The 16,492-nt window shown below is 44.4% G+C and carries 12 protein-coding genes; 7 read left to right on the top strand and 5 right to left on the bottom strand.

All coding sequences use genetic code 11. From position 1 onward, the window contains the following. Positions 1-31: 31 nt before the first annotated feature. Complete coding sequence (locus tag A7D14_RS11620; RefSeq protein ID WP_067034573.1) at positions 32-652, bottom strand: L-threonylcarbamoyladenylate synthase; 621 nt, start codon at positions 650-652, stop codon at positions 32-34. 202 nt (positions 653-854) lie between these two features. On the opposite strand from A7D14_RS11620, the gene A7D14_RS11615 reads away from it, so the two are divergent. Beyond that, entirely contained in the window at positions 855-1,616 is a 762-nt protein-coding gene (locus tag A7D14_RS11615) for a hypothetical protein (RefSeq protein ID WP_067034570.1), read from the top strand. 3 nt (positions 1,617-1,619) lie between these two features. On the opposite strand, the gene A7D14_RS11610 is transcribed toward A7D14_RS11615, so the two are convergent. Beyond that, a complete protein-coding gene (locus A7D14_RS11610) occupies positions 1,620-3,860 on the bottom strand; it encodes an alpha/beta hydrolase (RefSeq protein WP_067034567.1) in 2,241 nt (746 codons plus the stop codon). Positions 3,861-4,007: 147 nt separating this feature from the next. Beyond that, complete coding sequence (locus A7D14_RS11605; protein ID WP_067034564.1) at positions 4,008-6,341, bottom strand: ATP-dependent helicase; 2,334 nt, start codon at positions 6,339-6,341, stop codon at positions 4,008-4,010. A 136-nt stretch (positions 6,342-6,477) separates the two neighbouring features. Here A7D14_RS11605 and A7D14_RS11600 point away from each other — a divergent pair, with 136 nt between their 5' ends. From A7D14_RS11600 to A7D14_RS11580, 5 genes are all read left to right on the top strand, one after another. Then, positions 6,478-7,017 carry a DsrE family protein gene (locus tag A7D14_RS11600; protein WP_067034560.1) on the top strand — a complete coding sequence of 180 codons (540 nt, stop codon included), beginning with the start codon at positions 6,478-6,480 and terminating at the stop codon, positions 7,015-7,017. A gap of 13 nt (positions 7,018-7,030) precedes the next feature. Continuing rightward, the gene (locus A7D14_RS11595) at positions 7,031-8,305 is read left to right on the top strand and encodes an amidohydrolase (RefSeq protein WP_067034557.1); all 1,275 of its coding nucleotides are present in this window, start codon (positions 7,031-7,033) and stop codon (positions 8,303-8,305) included. Position 8,306: 1 nt separating this feature from the next. Beyond that, positions 8,307-9,881: an FMN-binding glutamate synthase family protein gene (locus tag A7D14_RS11590; protein WP_067034554.1), complete on the top strand. Its 1,575-nt coding sequence runs from the start codon at positions 8,307-8,309 to the stop codon at positions 9,879-9,881. A gap of 46 nt (positions 9,882-9,927) precedes the next feature. Further along, positions 9,928-10,701, top strand: coding sequence for a hypothetical protein (locus tag A7D14_RS11585; RefSeq protein ID WP_067034552.1), 774 nt, complete (start codon positions 9,928-9,930; stop codon positions 10,699-10,701). A gap of 76 nt (positions 10,702-10,777) precedes the next feature. Further along, positions 10,778-11,299, top strand: coding sequence for a hypothetical protein (locus A7D14_RS11580; RefSeq protein WP_067034549.1), 522 nt, complete (start codon positions 10,778-10,780; stop codon positions 11,297-11,299). A 7-nt stretch (positions 11,300-11,306) separates the two neighbouring features. Here A7D14_RS11580 and A7D14_RS11575 read toward each other — a convergent pair whose 3' ends face one another. Continuing rightward, positions 11,307-12,221, bottom strand: coding sequence for a patatin family protein (locus tag A7D14_RS11575; RefSeq protein WP_067034546.1), 915 nt, complete (start codon positions 12,219-12,221; stop codon positions 11,307-11,309). Next, complete coding sequence (locus tag A7D14_RS11570) at positions 12,218-14,305, bottom strand: M1 family metallopeptidase (RefSeq protein ID WP_067034543.1); 2,088 nt, start codon at positions 14,303-14,305, stop codon at positions 12,218-12,220. Before A7D14_RS11570 ends, A7D14_RS11575 begins: the two co-directional genes overlap by 4 nt. Positions 14,306-14,351: 46 nt before the next feature. On the opposite strand from A7D14_RS11570, the gene recG reads away from it, so the two are divergent. Next, positions 14,352-16,490 (top strand): ATP-dependent DNA helicase RecG, encoded by a 2,139-nt coding sequence (gene recG, locus A7D14_RS11565; RefSeq protein WP_067034540.1) that lies wholly within the window; start codon positions 14,352-14,354, stop codon positions 16,488-16,490. The last annotated feature ends 2 nt before the right edge of the window (positions 16,491-16,492 follow it).

The following is a 16,492-nucleotide window of genomic DNA, read 5'->3' as shown; positions in this document are numbered from 1 at the left end:
AAGCGGCCCGAAAAGGCCGCTTTTTTTTATGCTACAATATGTCCAAACTTCCCTTTCCTTCCCTAACCACCTTCGGAACACCTTCCGAAAGGTCAATTACGGTAGAAGCTACATTGTCCCCATATCCGCCATCAATCACAACATCCACCAGATTTTGCCATTTCTCAAAAATAAGTTCAGGATCCGTGGTATATTCCAAAATATCATCTTCATCATGAATGGAAGTGGATACAATGGGGTTGCCCAATTCCGTGACCAAGGCCCTGGCAATGTTATTGTCCGGTACCCGTATCCCCACGGTCTTTTTCTTCTTAAAATCTTTTGGCAGATTGTTGTTCCCCGGCAAAATGAATGTGTACGGCCCCGGCAACGTCCGTTTTAAGATCTTAAAAGTGGACGAATCTATCTGCCGTACATAGTCCGACAAGTTGCTCAAATCGGCACAGACAAAAGACCAATTGGCCTTTTCCAACTTCACTCCCTTTATCCGGGCAATGCGTTGCAATGCCTTGGAGTTGGTAATATCGCACCCCAAACCGTATACTGTATCCGTAGGATATATGACAAGACCTCCTTTCCGAAGCACATTGCCAATCTTTTCAATCTGCCTCGGATTTGGGTTCTCCTCATAAAGTTTTATGAACTCCGCCATACCATTTTACCTATACCATACAAAGTAAAGAAGTTTAGGGGCACATTGCATGATATAAGTCAACAGAAAGTGTTAAAACTGTCTTGCAGAAACAACCATTCACCAGGTATACATCTTGTGCCAAACATGGAACACGTCAATTCAGGAAGGGCATCCATGCATTTGTAGCATTCCACTTGAACCAAAAAACACAACTTTGCATATGACCTTATTTAAAGACAAAATGAAACTAAATCGCCCACGAAGCATCGCCATACTGTTGTTGCTTCCTATTCTACTGAACTGCACTTTACAGGAAACAAAAAAACAACATCAAAGATTAGATAGTGGCAAAGCCCTTGTTGACCATTTGGATGGTTTATTTGCATCATTGCAAAATAAAAAAACTACCGACAGTGATTTCCAAGAATCCGTAGTGACCATCAATGAAAACATTAGGCAAACCATTGAGCGCAACATAAAAAGCCCTCAACTTTTGAAGGAAATACAAACCTACTTCCCTACCAAAAAGCATGATTTTTCTTTTATTCTTTCGGACGATGAAAAATTTGGAGTGTTCTCTTGGGCCACACGAAAAAAGGAGTTTCCAATCAAAAACATAGCTTTTTATGTTAGAGCGGACAGATTTGCCCCCTCATCCCTGTATGGCGACCCATCCATTTATGATCAATTGGATGTGATCCATGACGGTTCAGGAGTGCCCACCTATATCCTTGGTGGATTAAAGAATACCTCCACCATTGCACACCAATATCAATTGAGTGCCTATGTCATTCGAAAGGATGGAATTGAAGAGTCCTATATCTTTCCAAATGGCGAAAGTTCCATTGCAATTCGCTGCAATGAACAAAACCTTGAAGCATGTTTGGCAATTGAAAATGGTAAATCCCTTCCCAAAACCATGTATGCCGCTATTGCCCAGCAACCCTTGACTTCTGAGGATGGGGAATATATTTTTGAATGATTTTTAATCCAAAATGGGCGGTTTTTCCGGTAATTTTCCATCCCCATAAAAACCAATATCATCCAGCACCACTACACCCAGGGAATCTTTATCAAATACCAAACTGATGGTGTACAACTTACTTAAGTCCAAGCTGTCATTTTTGCTTGAAAACAATGAAATGGGCATGTAACAGCTCTTCAATTGAACCTCCCAATCCTTTCCCATCATTTCCCTGTCCAAAAATTGAAATTTGGTGAATTTGGTCTTTATGGGAACCGGTAAACTATTTGTGCTGGCCAAATCAACGGAAGCCTTGTTGCCCAAACTATCTTTTAGGACGATGCTGAAGTTGAACCCAGAATCTGAAAGATCATTCTCCTTTTCTGTAAGGTCCAATTCGGAAATATCTCCCACACCAACGGATAATGCCAAGGTGTCTACAGCACTAAAATCTTTCAATTCTTTCTGTAAATTGATATGGTATTGCGGCAAGGAATCCTTTTTTGACTGTTTTCCATATTTCCACCCCAAAACCAGCGCATTGTTTTCCTGCTTCCCATCATCCCGTGACTTTAACCCTTCTTCCCGCCATATCTTGAAGTTTTCTGCACGTATTTGAACATTTTCTTTACCAGAGGTCACATCCAAATCATCCTCAAAATCCAGTAGTGTTTTTTTGGAAGCATCCGCATATTGGCTCAAATACATCTCATTGGGCAACCAATCCTTGATACCATCCGCACTTTTAAAAACGGTACGATACGCATTCTTTCCTTTTAACACGGTCTCCACAAAAGCACTGATGTAAACCTTTGCCATTTGTCGCTGTTCTTCCCCGGAAACCAAAGGTTTTAGGTTCAACAACCATTTCAAGGGTGCTCCAAAATCGGAACGTCCCCAACTGGAATTAAACTGACCGTGATTGGCGTGGTTCATATACACCCCCGCCTTAAATCCTTTAAAATCATCCGTAAAATGCAATCTGCGGTAGGGGCGCATCCCCCAAAAGCTCACCTCGTCAGAATCGTAGGCACCTTGCAAGGATAGGTAATTGATATTTTTAAGCGTGATTTCCCGCTCATACCGATAATCCGTAGGCGCAACCGTTATGATGCCTTTAATGCCGAAACCAAAATCAAAGGTTTCCTGGGCATTATCTGGAAATCGTTCCAGCTCGTTAAAAGCAGCTGCAATGGAAACAGCCTCACCTCCCCTGGAATGGCCTACCAGAACAATGTTGCCCATGTCTACCTTACCGGCTAAATCGGGCTCCTCTCCGCTGTTCCACTTTTTCCATTGTTCCAAGTGTTTCAACAAAAGCCAACCCCTTGTCGGCATTTCTTTCCCCCTAAAATCTCCAGACCAATGTGCGTTAATAAAATTTTGATCCACCGACACGGCAATGGAACCCCTGCTGGCCAATAGTTCCCCGAGATAGGCATATCCCGCATCGGAATAATCGACCATGCTATGGTTTCCATGCACTATAAGCACCAACGGGAAAGGCCCATCCCCCTTGGGCATGTAGACCCTGCCATTCAACGGAAAATTTTCCACCCCAAAGCCCCAAAATTTTTCGCGCCACTTCTTTTTTTTGCCCTTCCATTCCGGCAACAATCGGGAAGCATTTACAGTGGGGGTCTTAATCTGGACCGCTTCAGCATATTCAGGTCGTTTTGCGTCTGTTCCACTGCCATATGTAAAAGTTTCCACCTCAAACGGACCTTTTTGGGATGGATCCTGTACGCCCATTTCCGAAAGCATGGCGCTGTTTGTGTTGTTCTTCGGCTGTGTTTTGTCCTTGATATACGGGTCGCCATCCAAACTGTTGAAACCATAAAGGCCCAGTGCCACTATAACCAGTGAGGTGGTGACCATCACCCATCCAGATTTGTTATTCTTTCCGCCTTTAACCTTTTTCAACCCCAAAACTAAGAGCACACAACACAGAAAACCCCATAAGACCAATATATAGAACAACAATGAAGGCCAACGGAATGCGAACATTTTTAAAATGACCAACGCCAGCAATCCACTTAAAAATGTGGTCAGGAAGCCAAACGAAATCTTTTTGAACAACGGTTTGGCCAATGAAGCAATGAGCTTTAAGCCGATGAGGAGAATAATGCCGATCAAAATGGCAAGCAACATACCCACCAAAGGTGGTAGACCCAGTTCAAAATGATAGCCTGCTATACCAAATAGAACCACGACGATTAATGCAGTGGCCAAAAAAAAGGAGTCGGAAAATAATTTTTTCATAGAGCGTTTGGTGTGGTATTCAAAACAGATGTGGTCTTGAATTTAAACATTTTTTCGCCCTCCTGCCCTCTTGGTCAACTATTTTATCATCCTTGATCCAAAGTGGATTAAGTTAAAGGAATGCATTCCGTGGCCCCTAAAATTCATTTATATATTATCGATGACCTCCAACTTGGCAAAACGGAGCAATAATTTTTTCATGCCGCCTTGCTCAAATTGAATCTCAGCTTTTTTGTCATTCCCCAAACCTTCAATCTTGAGCACCTTGCCCCTGCCAAAACGGGTATGGTTCACCAAAGTACCTTCGGCCAGATTGGGATCAATGGCATTGTTGTTTGTTGTGGAGGATGAGAGTTCGGGTTTTAATTTCCTGAGTTTTCGTAACTGCTGTTCGTTGGGCCTGTGGGTACTGGGCGGAGTTCCGCTTTTTGGTTTCACCTGCCGTAACCTGCTCTTGTCCACTTCCCCAAAAATATCGGCATCGATCATGGATTTATACCGATATCCATCGTTTACAGGAGTTAGGTTTTCCACATATTGTTGATCTATTTCCTCCAAAAACCGACTGGGATCCGCATCAAAGAGTTTACCCCATCTGTAACGGTTTTGCGTATAGGTAAGCGTAGCCTGTTTTTCGGCCCGGGTCAAGGCCACGTAGAACAATCGGCGTTCTTCTTCGATCTCACTTCGGGTGCTCATGCTCATGGCTGATGGAAACAGATCTTCTTCCATCCCCACCACAAACACATAGGGAAATTCCAACCCTTTGGCCAAGTGAATGGTCATCAGGGCAACGCGGTCATCGTCTCCAACGTCCTTGTCCATATCCGTGGCCAGGGCCACATCTTCCAGAAACTCGGTCAAGCTGCCTGTGGCCTCTGCCAGCTCTTTTTGCCCTTCCACAAAATCCTTGATTCCGTTCAAGAGTTCCTCAATATTTTGCATTCGGGCAATACCCTCTGGGGTGCCATCTTTTTTGAACTCCAACAACAGCCCCGTTTTTTTGGCCACATGTTCGGCCAAGGTGAATGCATCGGTGCCTTCGTTCATGATCTGAAAACTCTTGATCATGGTCACAAAATCACCCAACTTGCGCTTGGTACCTGCATTGATGTTCAGATTGAGCTTATCCAAATGCTCCATGACCTCATAAATGGAGCGATCATAATGATTCGCCGCTACAATGAGTCTATCAATGGTCGTCTGTCCAATGCCCCGTGCCGGAAAGTTGATGACACGTTTCAATGCCTCCTCATCCTTTGGGTTGATAATCAAACGCAAATAGGCCAAGACGTCTTTAATCTCCTTACGTTGATAAAAGGAAAGTCCCCCATAAATCCGATACGGGATATCGCGCTTTCGAAGGGCATCTTCAATGGATCGTGATTGTGAGTTGGTGCGGTACAACACTGCAAAATCCCCATTTTGAAGCTGCTCTTGCATTTTCATTTCAAAAATGGAGCCCGCCACGTATCTGCCTTCTTCGGCGTCCGTAACACTGCGGTGTACTCTTATTTTGTGGCCTTCATCATTGGAGGTCCAGACCACTTTCTCCAACTGGTCGCGGTTCTTTGCAATGATGGAATTGGCCGCATTGACAATATTTTTGGTGGAACGGTAATTCTGTTCCAGTCGGTACACGGCCACATCATCATAATCCCGTTGAAAATTGAGGATATTGCTGATGTTCGCCCCTCGGAACGAATAAATACTTTGGGCGTCGTCCCCAACCACACAGATATTCTGGTATCGGTCAGACAGTGCTTTTACAATGAGATACTGCGAGTGGTTGGTATCTTGATACTCATCCACCAAAATATACCGGAACCTGTCCTGATATTTCATCAAAACCTCAGGAAAACGGGTCAACAGCTCATTGGTGCGCAACAAAAGGTCGTCAAAATCCATGGCTCCGGCCTTAAAGCAGCGATCCACATAATTTTTGTAAATCTCTCCCAATCTAGGTCGCTTGGCCATGGCGTCCGCTTCCACCAATTCTGGGTTCTGAAAATAGGCCTTAACGGTGATCAGACTGTTTTTGTAGGATGAAATCCGGTTTTGGATCTGCTTGTACTTGTAAATATCCTTGTCCAATCCCATTTCCTTGATGATGGAAGCAATGAGACGTTGTGAATCTTGGGTATCGTAAATGGTAAAGTTGCTGGGATACCCCAATTTATCGCCATCATACCGCAACAATCTGGCAAAAACGGAGTGAAAGGTACCCATCCAAAGATTCTTTGCTTCGGAATCCCCAACAATGGAGGCAATACGCTTTTTCATCTCACGGGCCGCTTTGTTGGTAAAGGTCAACGCCAAGATATTGAAGGAGTCCACACCCTGGTTCATCAAATGGGCAATACGATACGTCAAAACCCGGGTCTTCCCGGAACCGGCACCAGCAATAACCATCAAAGGCCCATCCTTGTGCAATACAGGGGCCCGTTGCGCATCGTTCAATTCATCCAAAAAAGTACTCAAAGGCTCGGATTTTTAAAAAGTAAGTGTGAAATTAGCCAATAATGGCCTTATGCTAAAATCAAGCTTTCAATATTTATAAACACGGAGGTGTTTTAATCTGAAATCAATATATTTAACACCATAACCCTCTTTGCTGATGAAAATGTACCGTTTCCCCATTTTGTTTTGTGCACTCTTCAGTCTTTTTGCAGTGTCCCAAGAGAAAAAAGCAGGCCCCATCATAGAAAACTACGGTGAAGTCTTCGTGGTTGAGAACCCAGATTACAAAACCAATGTCAATGAGGAGTTCAAAGTCGTTTTTGATGTGGCCACAGGTCCGGATTCCCATGAAGAAATCAATAAAAGTATAGAGACTGCTGCCCGTTTTTTGAACATGCATGCCCAAAACGGCGTACCTGCCTCCCAATTGAAGGCGGCCCTGATCATACACGGTACGGCCACAACCAATATTGTGACCAATGAAGCACACAAAAAACGATTTGGAGTGGACAATCCCAATGCCAACATGCTACAAAGTCTTATGGATGCCGGGGTTGAAGTCATCCTTTGTGGCCAGTCCTCAAAATCCCGTCATGTTCCGAAGGAAGACCTTATTCCAGGGGAAAAAATTGCCCTTTCGGCCATGACGGCACTGATTCAATTGCAAAACGACGGATACCGTCTTATGAAATTATAACTAACTCTACATTATGAAGAAAATTATAGCCTTAACACTACTAACAGCAAGTGCGTCAATCTATGCCCAAGATTATGGCGTAGGCAAAGATATCGCAGCAATTGAATCAAAAGTAATCGAATGGCGGCGTGACATCCACGAACATCCCGAGCTCAGTAACCGGGAGTTCAAAACGGCAGAAAAGATTGCAAATCATCTAAAATCCTTGGGGATTGAAGTCCAAACAGGCGTGGCCCATACAGGTGTCGTTGGCCTTCTGAAGGGCAATAAACCCGGAAAAGTGGTAGCCCTACGCGCAGATATTGATGCACTCCCCGTAACCGAGCGCAATGATTTACCCTTCAAATCAACAGTAACCTCAGAATTCTTGGGTAAAGAAGTCGGAGTGATGCATGCCTGTGGACATGATACCCACACTGCCATTTTAATGGGTGTCGCCGAAGTGCTTTCAAAAAACAAGGATAAGATCAAAGGAACGGTAAAGTTCATTTTCCAACCTGCTGAGGAGGGAGCACCTCCGGGAGAAGAAGGCGGTGCCAAATTGATGGTGAAGGAAGGCGTGCTCACCAAGCCGGATGTGGATGCCATTTTTGGGCTTCATATCAACTCACAAACACCTATCAACACCATCAAATATAAACCAGGCGGTGCCTTGGCATCCGCTCAGCGTTTTGTGATAAATGTAAAGGGAAAACAGACCCATGGTTCACAACCTTGGGGCGGGGTTGACCCTATTTTGATCAGTGCCAAAATTATTGACGGGCTCCAGACCATTATCAGCCGGGAAACTGACCTGACGAATGAAGCCGCTGTAATTTCAGTTGGTAAAGTCACCAGTGGGGTTCGCTTCAACATCATTCCAGAAAGTGCGGAATTGATCGGGACCATCAGAACCTTGGATTACGACATGCAAAAACACATCAACAAACGTATGATGGAAATGGTTCCCGCTATTGCCAAAGCCTATGGTGGTGACGCCGATATTGAAATCACCACTTCCACTGCCATTACTTTCAATGATTTGGACTTGACGGCTAAAATGGTCCCCAGTTTGGAAAAAGCGGCTGGGAAGGACAACATTTCCGTCCATAAAGCCATTACCGGCGCTGAGGATTTCAGCTATTTTCAAGAAAAAGTGCCCGGTCTCTTCTTTATTTTGGGGGGAATGTCGCCCGGAACCACGGAATCCTTTCCGCACCACACCCCAGACTTTAAAATTGATGACAGTGGGCTTTTGTTGGGTGTAAAGGCGATGACCCAATTGACCCTTGACTATTTGAACATGTAAAATGGATTCCCTACTGGACTTTTTGGGCAGTATTGCATGGTGGGCATGGATACTGATTTTTCTGTTATTGGTGGCCATTCGGGATATCTTTTTCCAAAGGGCTCATACCATAAGCCATAATTTTCCCGTCGTGGGGCATTTGCGGTACTGGTTGGAGAGTATTGGGCCCGAAATGCGCCAATATTTTGTGGCCAACAACCGTGAAGAGCTCCCGTTCAACCGCATTGAGCGTAGTTGGATCTATGCTTCGGCCAAAAAAGAAAACAATTATGAGGGCTTTGGGACCGAAAGGGACATTTATGCGCACCAACACATATTTGTGAAAAACGCCATGATCGCATATCAACTGCCCGAAAGGCATCCGAATATCAAAGATCCCTATTTTATTCCCTGCGCCAAAGTCATTGGGGCATACAACAAACGTAAAAAGCCGTATCGCCCAGCATCGATAATCAATGTATCGGCGATGAGTTTTGGTTCCCTTTCCGCTGCTGCAGTGGAATCCCTGAACAATGGCGTAAAAAAGTGTGGTGCCTATCATAATACGGGTGAAGGCGGTCTTTCCCCCTATCACAAGCAAGGTGGCGATGTTATTTTTCATTTTGGTACTGGATATTTTGGGGTGCGTACACGAGATGGAAATTTTTCCATGGAAAAGATGAAAATCCTTGTGGATGAAAATCCATGTATCAAAGCTGTGGAAATAAAACTTTCCCAAGGGGCCAAACCCGGCAAAGGCGGGGTGTTGCCCGGAGCCAAAATCACCCATGAGCTAGCAGAAATCAGGGGGGTTGAGGTAGGAAAAGATGTCCTTTCCCCTGCCACGCACAAGGCGTTCAGCTCCATTGCCGAGCTTTTGGAGTTGATAGAAGCCATTGCCGAAGAAACTGGCTTGCCCGTTGGCATCAAAGGGGCAGTCGGAAAGTTGGAGCAATGGGAAGAATTGGCCAATCTTATGAAAAAAACAGGAAAAGGGCCGGATTTTATCACCATTGATGGCGGTGAAGGTGGTACCGGGGCAGCACCTCCCAGTTTTGCCGATCATGTTTCTTTGCCATGGACCTATGCCTTTTCATCGGTTTATAAAATATTTAAGGACATGGGACTAACAGAACGCATTGTCTTTATTGGCAGCGGAAAATTGGGATTTCCCGCCAAGGCGGCAATGGCCTTTTCCATGGGCGTGGATTGTATAAATGTGGCCCGGGAAGCCATGATGAGCATTGGATGCATTCAGGCACAGATATGCCATACCAACCGATGCCCCTCTGGCGTGGCCACCCAAAACAAATGGTTGCAGAATGGTATCAATGTACCTTTAAAATCCGACCGATTGGCCCAATATTTTAAGACTTTTCGGAAAGAATTTTTGGAAATCACCCATGCCGCTGGTTATGAACATCCCTGTCAATTTAAGATGAGTGATATCCAAGTGAACGTAGATGATGATTATCTTAGCAGCGATTTGGAGGCGGTGTACAGCTACAAAAAAGACCAAGTTGCCTTTTCTTCCATGCAGGAACTTTATGATTGTTCCTTCTTGGGTGGTAAGCCCAGTTTGGAAAAAACATTATAATTTAGCCCCAAATAGAAATTGACGACCAAAGAAAATAATACTACTTATGAAAAAAAAGTTACCCATTATTCTATTTCTTGTTCTAACCGCCACGGCGTTTGCTCAAAGAAAAAGTGACCTCATTGCAGAAATTGATGATTTAAAATCAAAGCTTTCTGAGGTTGAACAAGAGCTCGCCAAAGCTAAACGTGAAATTTCTTCCAGCAATGCCAAGGCAGAAACGTTAGAGGTTGAAAATGCCGGCTTGCGCGATGCAAATGCTACCCTGTTGGGCAACCTGAGCAGTTTCTCAGAATTGTCCAAACAGAGTTCCAATAATGTGGACAGAGCCATGGCGGCCCTTGCGCGTAAGGAGAAACAATTGAGCGGCATCAATAACATGATTTCAGCGAACGATTCCACGGCCATTGTTTCCTTGACCCGCATTAAGCAAACCTTGGGCGAAAATGCCAATGTAAGTGTGGCCGAAGGCACTGTTGTGATTTCCAGTAGTCTTGATAACCTGTTTGGCTCAGATACTTCTTCAGAACTGACAGAAGAAGGAAAAGCATGGTTGACCAATGTTTCCAAAGTTATTTTGGCCAACCCCAATTTCAAAACTGAGGTGGAAGGGTTGAACATTACGGGGGAATTCAGCCCAACTTTTGATCAAGTTGCTTCTGTGTCCAAAGAATTGGTGGGCAACTTAGGAGTTTCCAGTGACCGCATTTTGATCTCGGCCAGGGATGGAAACTTTAAAGAGGGCATCAACATTAAATTGCAACCGGATTACAAGGGATTTTATGCCAAGGCCAAGGAAAGTGCCAAGGCTGCCCAATAAGATTGCAGGATGAAATACTTTTTAGAGGTCTGGTGCGTTCTTGTTGTGTAAAATCAATAAAAAACCAAACTATCCTATGAGTGGAGATGACATCCTTCAACTTTTTGCGTACTTATTGCCCGCGGTTGTAACTGGGGCCATTGCCTTTTATTTTTTCAGACTCCATACCCGAAACGAAGACGGTCGGAGACGGTTCCTTTTGCACAAAGATTCCCAAAAAGAAACGCTTCCTGTACGCCTTCAAGCCTATGAGCGTATGGCTCTTTTTTTGGAGCGAATTGCCATTAACAGCTTAGTAGTGCGTGTTGCTCCAAAGGGAAAAGACAAAAGGGATTACGAAAACCTGCTCATCAAACAAGTTGAAACGGAGTTTGAACACAATCTTTCCCAACAGATCTATATGTCGGAAGAGTGTTGGAACATCATCAAAGCTGCAAAAAATGCCACCATACAGATCATTCGTTCGGCTGGAATGAGTGAAACGGACTCCCCTGACAAATTGCGGGAGGACATCCTCAACCAGACCATGGAGAAACAATCACCTTCCAATACGGCTCTGGCCTTTGTAAAAAAGGAAGTGAGCGAACTTTGGGATTAGCTCCTGCCTATTCTTGGCGTTCCGGGTCAATAGGACTGGTTTCCTCGTTCTTGTTCTTGGCATATAGGTAGCCCCTTTTCCACCACAAGGTCATTCGCTCCTTATTGAATATCAAGGAATTTGTGGTCAATACGGTTGGTGTGTAGTAAAAATTGATGATGGCATCTTTTTGATTGGCCACCAACTTACCGATTCGGACGTTCTGGTTCTCTATCCGATCTAGCATAAAACTGAAAATGGTGGTAATCAAATCAAATGGGTTTTTGGCCGACATGCGGTTTAAATGGTTCACCTCGGTGTGCAAGACCACTACATCAACTTCTGTTGCTCCCCTACTAAGGGCTTCCTCAATGGGCACCAAACTGCCCAATCCCCCATCGGCATATTCACATCCGTTTTTTTTGACCAAGCTCATAAAAGGGGTGTAATTGGAAGAAATCCAAATCCAATCGCAAAATTCATCGTAGGTACAATCGTTAATGGATTTGTATTCCACTTGATTCAAAGACAGATTGGATACCGTGACCACCACATCCATATCACTTTTCTTCAATTCATTGAACTCCTCAACGGTTATGGATTCGCGGATGAGTTTACGTAGGTTCTCGCTCTCGCCAAAGGTCTTTTTTCCCCGGATAAAATTCTTCACCACGTTCCAGTGATTGATGGCAATGATTTCCACCCCGTGCTTTTTCTTGATCAAAAAAGGGCAATTATTGAAAATACTTTCTTGATTTACCGAAGAATAAATTTCCTTGATCTTATCCAATTTGTTGAGCGCCAAATGGGATATCAAAAGGCTTCCCGTGGAAGTGCCCACAAAAATATCATACTTGTGTCGGGCCTCCTGAATTAAAAACTGTGCAACGCCACCCGCAAAAGCACCCTTGCTCCCACCGCCTGAAATGACCAATGCCCTCATTTACCCAAAGTTTTGTCCAAATATTGCTGTTCTTCTTGGTTTAACAAAGGATAAAGGGCCTTTAATCGTGCCATGCTGCCCTCGCTCTTTAAAAATTCCTTTAAAATTTTCCGCGATGATTTTTTAAAATGCCAAACATGGTGGCTGCAGGCCTCGACTAAATTCCGCAATGATGCATCGTTGAAACCCCCGATACTTTTTAGATATTGAAATGCCAGCAACCGCACCTCAAAATGGAATTCCGAGCTGGTATAATTGCTGAGTTCTTCAAAATAGCTGGGCTTTAATTCTGCATTATATTCCGGTGTCACCAAGGCCAAGGTCAACCAAAGTAATCGGATATTTTTATTGGAAAATCCCATGATCCCATCTGTTTCGTCCAGATATTGCTGTCTGCTCTCTGGAAAATCAGTCCAGAGCTTATATAGAGCAGATTCCAAAGTAACATAACTTTCATCCTCCAAAAGGGTCTCAAAATCCAACTGGATTTCTTGGGGAATTTTTTCCGTGGACAAGGCCAGTGCTTGCCGCACTTTCAGATTTTCCGTTTTCAACATTTTGGAAATGGTGGAGGTGGAGAACTTACTTCCATAATCCAAAACCAAATGGTGTTTCAACTGTTCGGAATTTAAAGTGGCCCACTTTTCTTGTAAAATTGTCTCTGCGGATTCCAAATCTCCCCCAATCTGGTTTTGTAACTCAAAATAGCTTTTGACGGAAGGACTTTTCTCCATCAAGAAACGTTTCACCTCCTCAAAAGGGAATTCCGATTCTTGCAGCCAAACCGATTCAAAATCTGAAAGTTTCACTCCCGAGGCTTTTTCCATTTCCCACATAAAATCGGGAATAGTGACATTTTGATAGGCATACGTATTCAGATAATTCTTGATGCCCTGCTTAAAATTGGCATCCCCCACCCTTTCTTTCAGCATTACCAAGGCCCAAGCTCCTTTCTCATAAAAAGTAAGGCTTCCTGCACTGGAATTGGTCAAGGCTTCTCCATTGCCCTCCCCTGAAAAGTTGGCCAGTGCCTGTGCCGTTTCCAACAGGTGCCAGTAGTAGTATTCGTCCCCGAAAATATCTTTTTCGGCCAAATAGGCATAGAATGTGGCAAACCCTTCGTGCAACCAATGGTGTTCCCCACTCTGCTCCGTGACCAAATCCCCAAACCACTGGTGGGCCAACTCGTGCGCATTGACATTGACATAATTTTTATCCTTAAATGCAATGGAATCCACCACAAGGGTGTTGGAAAAAATGGTGGCTCCGGTATTTTCCATTCCGGCATACAAAAAATCCTGTACGGGAATTTGCTTATAGTTCTGCCAGGGATACTGAACACCTATCTCCTTTTCCAAAAAATCAAAAATATGTTGGGTGTATCGATACGTGGGTTCAACTTTTAGACTGTCTTTGGGTTCGTAATAGAGCTCAATGGGCACCCCAGAACTTGACAGCATGGTCTCCTTTTCAAAATTACCAATGGCAAAAGCTACAAGGTAACTGCTCATGGGTTCTTTCATGTCGTAGCGCCAAGTAATCCCATTGTTTACATACTCCTTTTTGTCCAAGAGCTTTCCGTTGGCAAAAACGGTGAGGTTCTTTTTTGTCTTTATGCTGATATCAAACTCTACTTTTTCGTTCATATCATCAAAACTGGGCAACCAATGGCTGGTGTATTTGCCTTGGCCTTGGGTCCAGATTTGCTCATCACCTTTCGTGTCATCATCCCATCCCAAAAAGTAAACTGTTTGCTTAGGGTGGGCTGTATATCGCAGTTCTATGGAATGGGTGTCTCCCTTTTTAAATTTTTCTGAAATGGAGATTGTACTTCCAGTACTCGTAAAGGGTACACTTTTCTTATCCAATAGAACAGAAGAGAAATCAATATCATGGGCATCCAAAAAGATAGAATCCACATCTTTGAGCACATCAAACCGATAGGTGACCGACCCATTTATTTTCTTTTCCTCTGGAATTGGTTCGACAAAAACCTCGGCATGGGTAAAGTCTACCTTATCCTGAACCTGGGCGGAAAGCAACTGCATGAGAAGAAAAAAAACAAGAAATGGGGTTCGCTTCATACCGTCATACTATCAAAAGTCCTTCCAAATTACATATTTTAGTTTGATGAATCCCAATTTTTTGCAAACTCCCATACCCTATTTAAAAGGTGTTGGCCCCAACAGGGCCGATATACTCAAGGCTGAGCTGGGGATTGAGACCTACAGGGACCTGCTTCATCTGTTTCCCAATCGGTATTTGGACCGCACCAGCTATTACAAAATCAATCAGCTACAACCCAGTGGTGCCGATGTGCAAGTGGTCGGTAAAATCATCCACTTAAAAACGGTGGAGCAAAAACGGGGGAAACGCTTGGTGGCGACTTTTGTGGATGACACTGGGCAAATGGAGCTGGTTTGGTTCCGAGGCCATAAGTGGATCAGGGAAAACTTGAAAATCAATGAGCCTTACGTGGTTTTTGGACGAATTTCCAAATACGGCAGCACCTTTTCCATGCCCCACCCCGAAATGGAACTGCTCTCGGAACATCAAAAAGGATTAAAGGTGGCCATGCAGCCCATTTATCCCTCCACGGAAAAGTTGAGCGCAAAGGGAATCACCAATCGGGTGGTGGGAAAGATGATGCAGCAATTGTTCATGGAGTCCAAAGGGCAGTTTCCGGAATCGTTGTCCCAACCCATAATGGAAGAACTGCGACTGATATCCAAAAGTGAGGCGCTTTTTAATATCCACTTTCCCAAAAATCAGGAACTATTGGCCAAGGCCCAATTCCGGTTGAAATTTGAAGAACTGTTTTATGTGCAGCTCCAACTGATTTCCAAAAAACTGATACGTAAACACAAAATAAAAGGACTGCCTTTTGAAAACGTTGGGGAAAATTTCACTTCTTTCTTCGGAAATCATCTGCCTTTTGAACTGACCGATGCCCAAAAACGGGTCATCAAGGAAATTCGGGGCGATTTGGGCAGCAACGCCCAAATGAACCGTTTGCTTCAGGGGGATGTGGGTTCCGGAAAGACCATCGTGGCCTTAATGTGCATGTTGCTGGCCATGGACAATGGCTTTCAGGCCTGTTTGATGGCGCCTACAGAAATTTTGGCCACTCAACACTACAATGGTTTGAAAGAATTGCTGGGCAAAATGGACGTAAAAATTGCCTTGTTGACGGGTTCCACAAAAAAATCGGAACGAACCCTTTTACACAACCAATTGGAAAATGGGAATCTCAACATTTTGGTAGGCACCCACGCTGTTCTGGAAGACAAGGTGCAGTTTAAAAATTTGGGGTTGGCCATTGTGGATGAGCAACATCGGTTTGGGGTGGCGCAACGCTCCAAGCTTTGGCATAAAGGAAGCCCGCCCCAAACCCCAAATGGGGGAACCAGGGGGGCGCCTCCCCATATTTTGGTCATGACGGCCACGCCGATTCCCAGAACCTTGGCCATGAGCTTGTATGGCGATTTGGATGTCTCGGTCATTGATGAGCTTCCTCCGGGACGGAAACCCGTGAAGACCGTTCATCGGTATGACAGTAATCGGTTAAAAGTGTTCAAGTTCATCAAAGATGAAATCAAAAAAGGGCGACAGGTCTACATCGTCTATCCATTGATTCAAGAATCCGAAGCGTTGGATTACAAGGATTTGATGGACGGCTATGAAAGCATTGCCCGAGAATTTCCCATGCCCGAATATCAAATATCCATTGTCCATGGCAAAATGAAACCTGCTGATAAGGATTATGAAATGGAGCGTTTTGTGAAAGGTGAGACCCAGATTATGGTGGCTACCACAGTCATTGAGGTCGGGGTGAATGTGCCCAATGCCTCAGTGATGATCATTGAAAGTGCCGAGCGGTTTGGGCTTTCGCAACTGCACCAGCTTCGTGGTCGCGTGGGTCGTGGTGCGGAGCAGAGTTTTTGTATTCTGATGACGGGCCACAAACTATCCGAAGATGCCAAAACCCGGCTGCAGACCATGGTGCGCACCAATGATGGCTTTGAAATTGCCGAAGTGGATTTAAAACTCCGTGGCCCCGGGGATCTAATGGGCACCCAACAAAGCGGTTTGCTCACCTTAAAGATTGCCGATATTGTAAAGGACAACCAAATCTTAAAAACGGCCCGGTACCATGCCATCCAATTGCTGAAGGATGACCCAAGGCTAGAAAAACCAGAAAATGCCCCGATTCTTAGAGCCTATACCAAAATGATGCAAAACAAGACGATTTGGAATTATATCAGCTAAAA

The organism is Allomuricauda sp. CP2A (assembly GCF_001683915.1).
In the GTDB taxonomy this organism is placed as follows: Bacteria; Bacteroidota; Bacteroidia; order Flavobacteriales; family Flavobacteriaceae; genus Flagellimonas.
Note: the sequence above shows the minus strand (reverse complement) of the source record. Positions and strands in the feature narration are given on the sequence as shown.

What these genes read in the sequence shown, in the direction of transcription:
- A7D14_RS11615 (WP_067034570.1), top strand. Translation starts at nt 855, where the DNA reads ATGACCTTATTTAAAGACAAAATGAAACTAAATCGCCCACGAAGCATC.
- A7D14_RS11610 (WP_067034567.1), bottom strand. Translation starts at nt 3,860, where the DNA reads ATGAAAAAATTATTTTCCGACTCCTTTTTTTTGGCCACTGCATTAATC.
- A7D14_RS11570 (WP_067034543.1), bottom strand. Translation starts at nt 14,305, where the DNA reads ATGAAGCGAACCCCATTTCTTGTTTTTTTTCTTCTCATGCAGTTGCTT.
- A7D14_RS11575 (WP_067034546.1), bottom strand. Translation starts at nt 12,221, where the DNA reads ATGAGGGCATTGGTCATTTCAGGCGGTGGGAGCAAGGGTGCTTTTGCG.
- A7D14_RS11600 (WP_067034560.1), top strand. Translation starts at nt 6,478, where the DNA reads ATGAAAATGTACCGTTTCCCCATTTTGTTTTGTGCACTCTTCAGTCTT.
- A7D14_RS11580 (WP_067034549.1), top strand. Translation starts at nt 10,778, where the DNA reads ATGAGTGGAGATGACATCCTTCAACTTTTTGCGTACTTATTGCCCGCG.
- A7D14_RS11585 (WP_067034552.1), top strand. Translation starts at nt 9,928, where the DNA reads ATGAAAAAAAAGTTACCCATTATTCTATTTCTTGTTCTAACCGCCACG.
- A7D14_RS11620 (WP_067034573.1), bottom strand. Translation starts at nt 652, where the DNA reads ATGGCGGAGTTCATAAAACTTTATGAGGAGAACCCAAATCCGAGGCAG.
- recG (WP_067034540.1), top strand. Translation starts at nt 14,352, where the DNA reads ATGAATCCCAATTTTTTGCAAACTCCCATACCCTATTTAAAAGGTGTT.
- A7D14_RS11590 (WP_067034554.1), top strand. Translation starts at nt 8,307, where the DNA reads ATGGATTCCCTACTGGACTTTTTGGGCAGTATTGCATGGTGGGCATGG.
- A7D14_RS11595 (WP_067034557.1), top strand. Translation starts at nt 7,031, where the DNA reads ATGAAGAAAATTATAGCCTTAACACTACTAACAGCAAGTGCGTCAATC.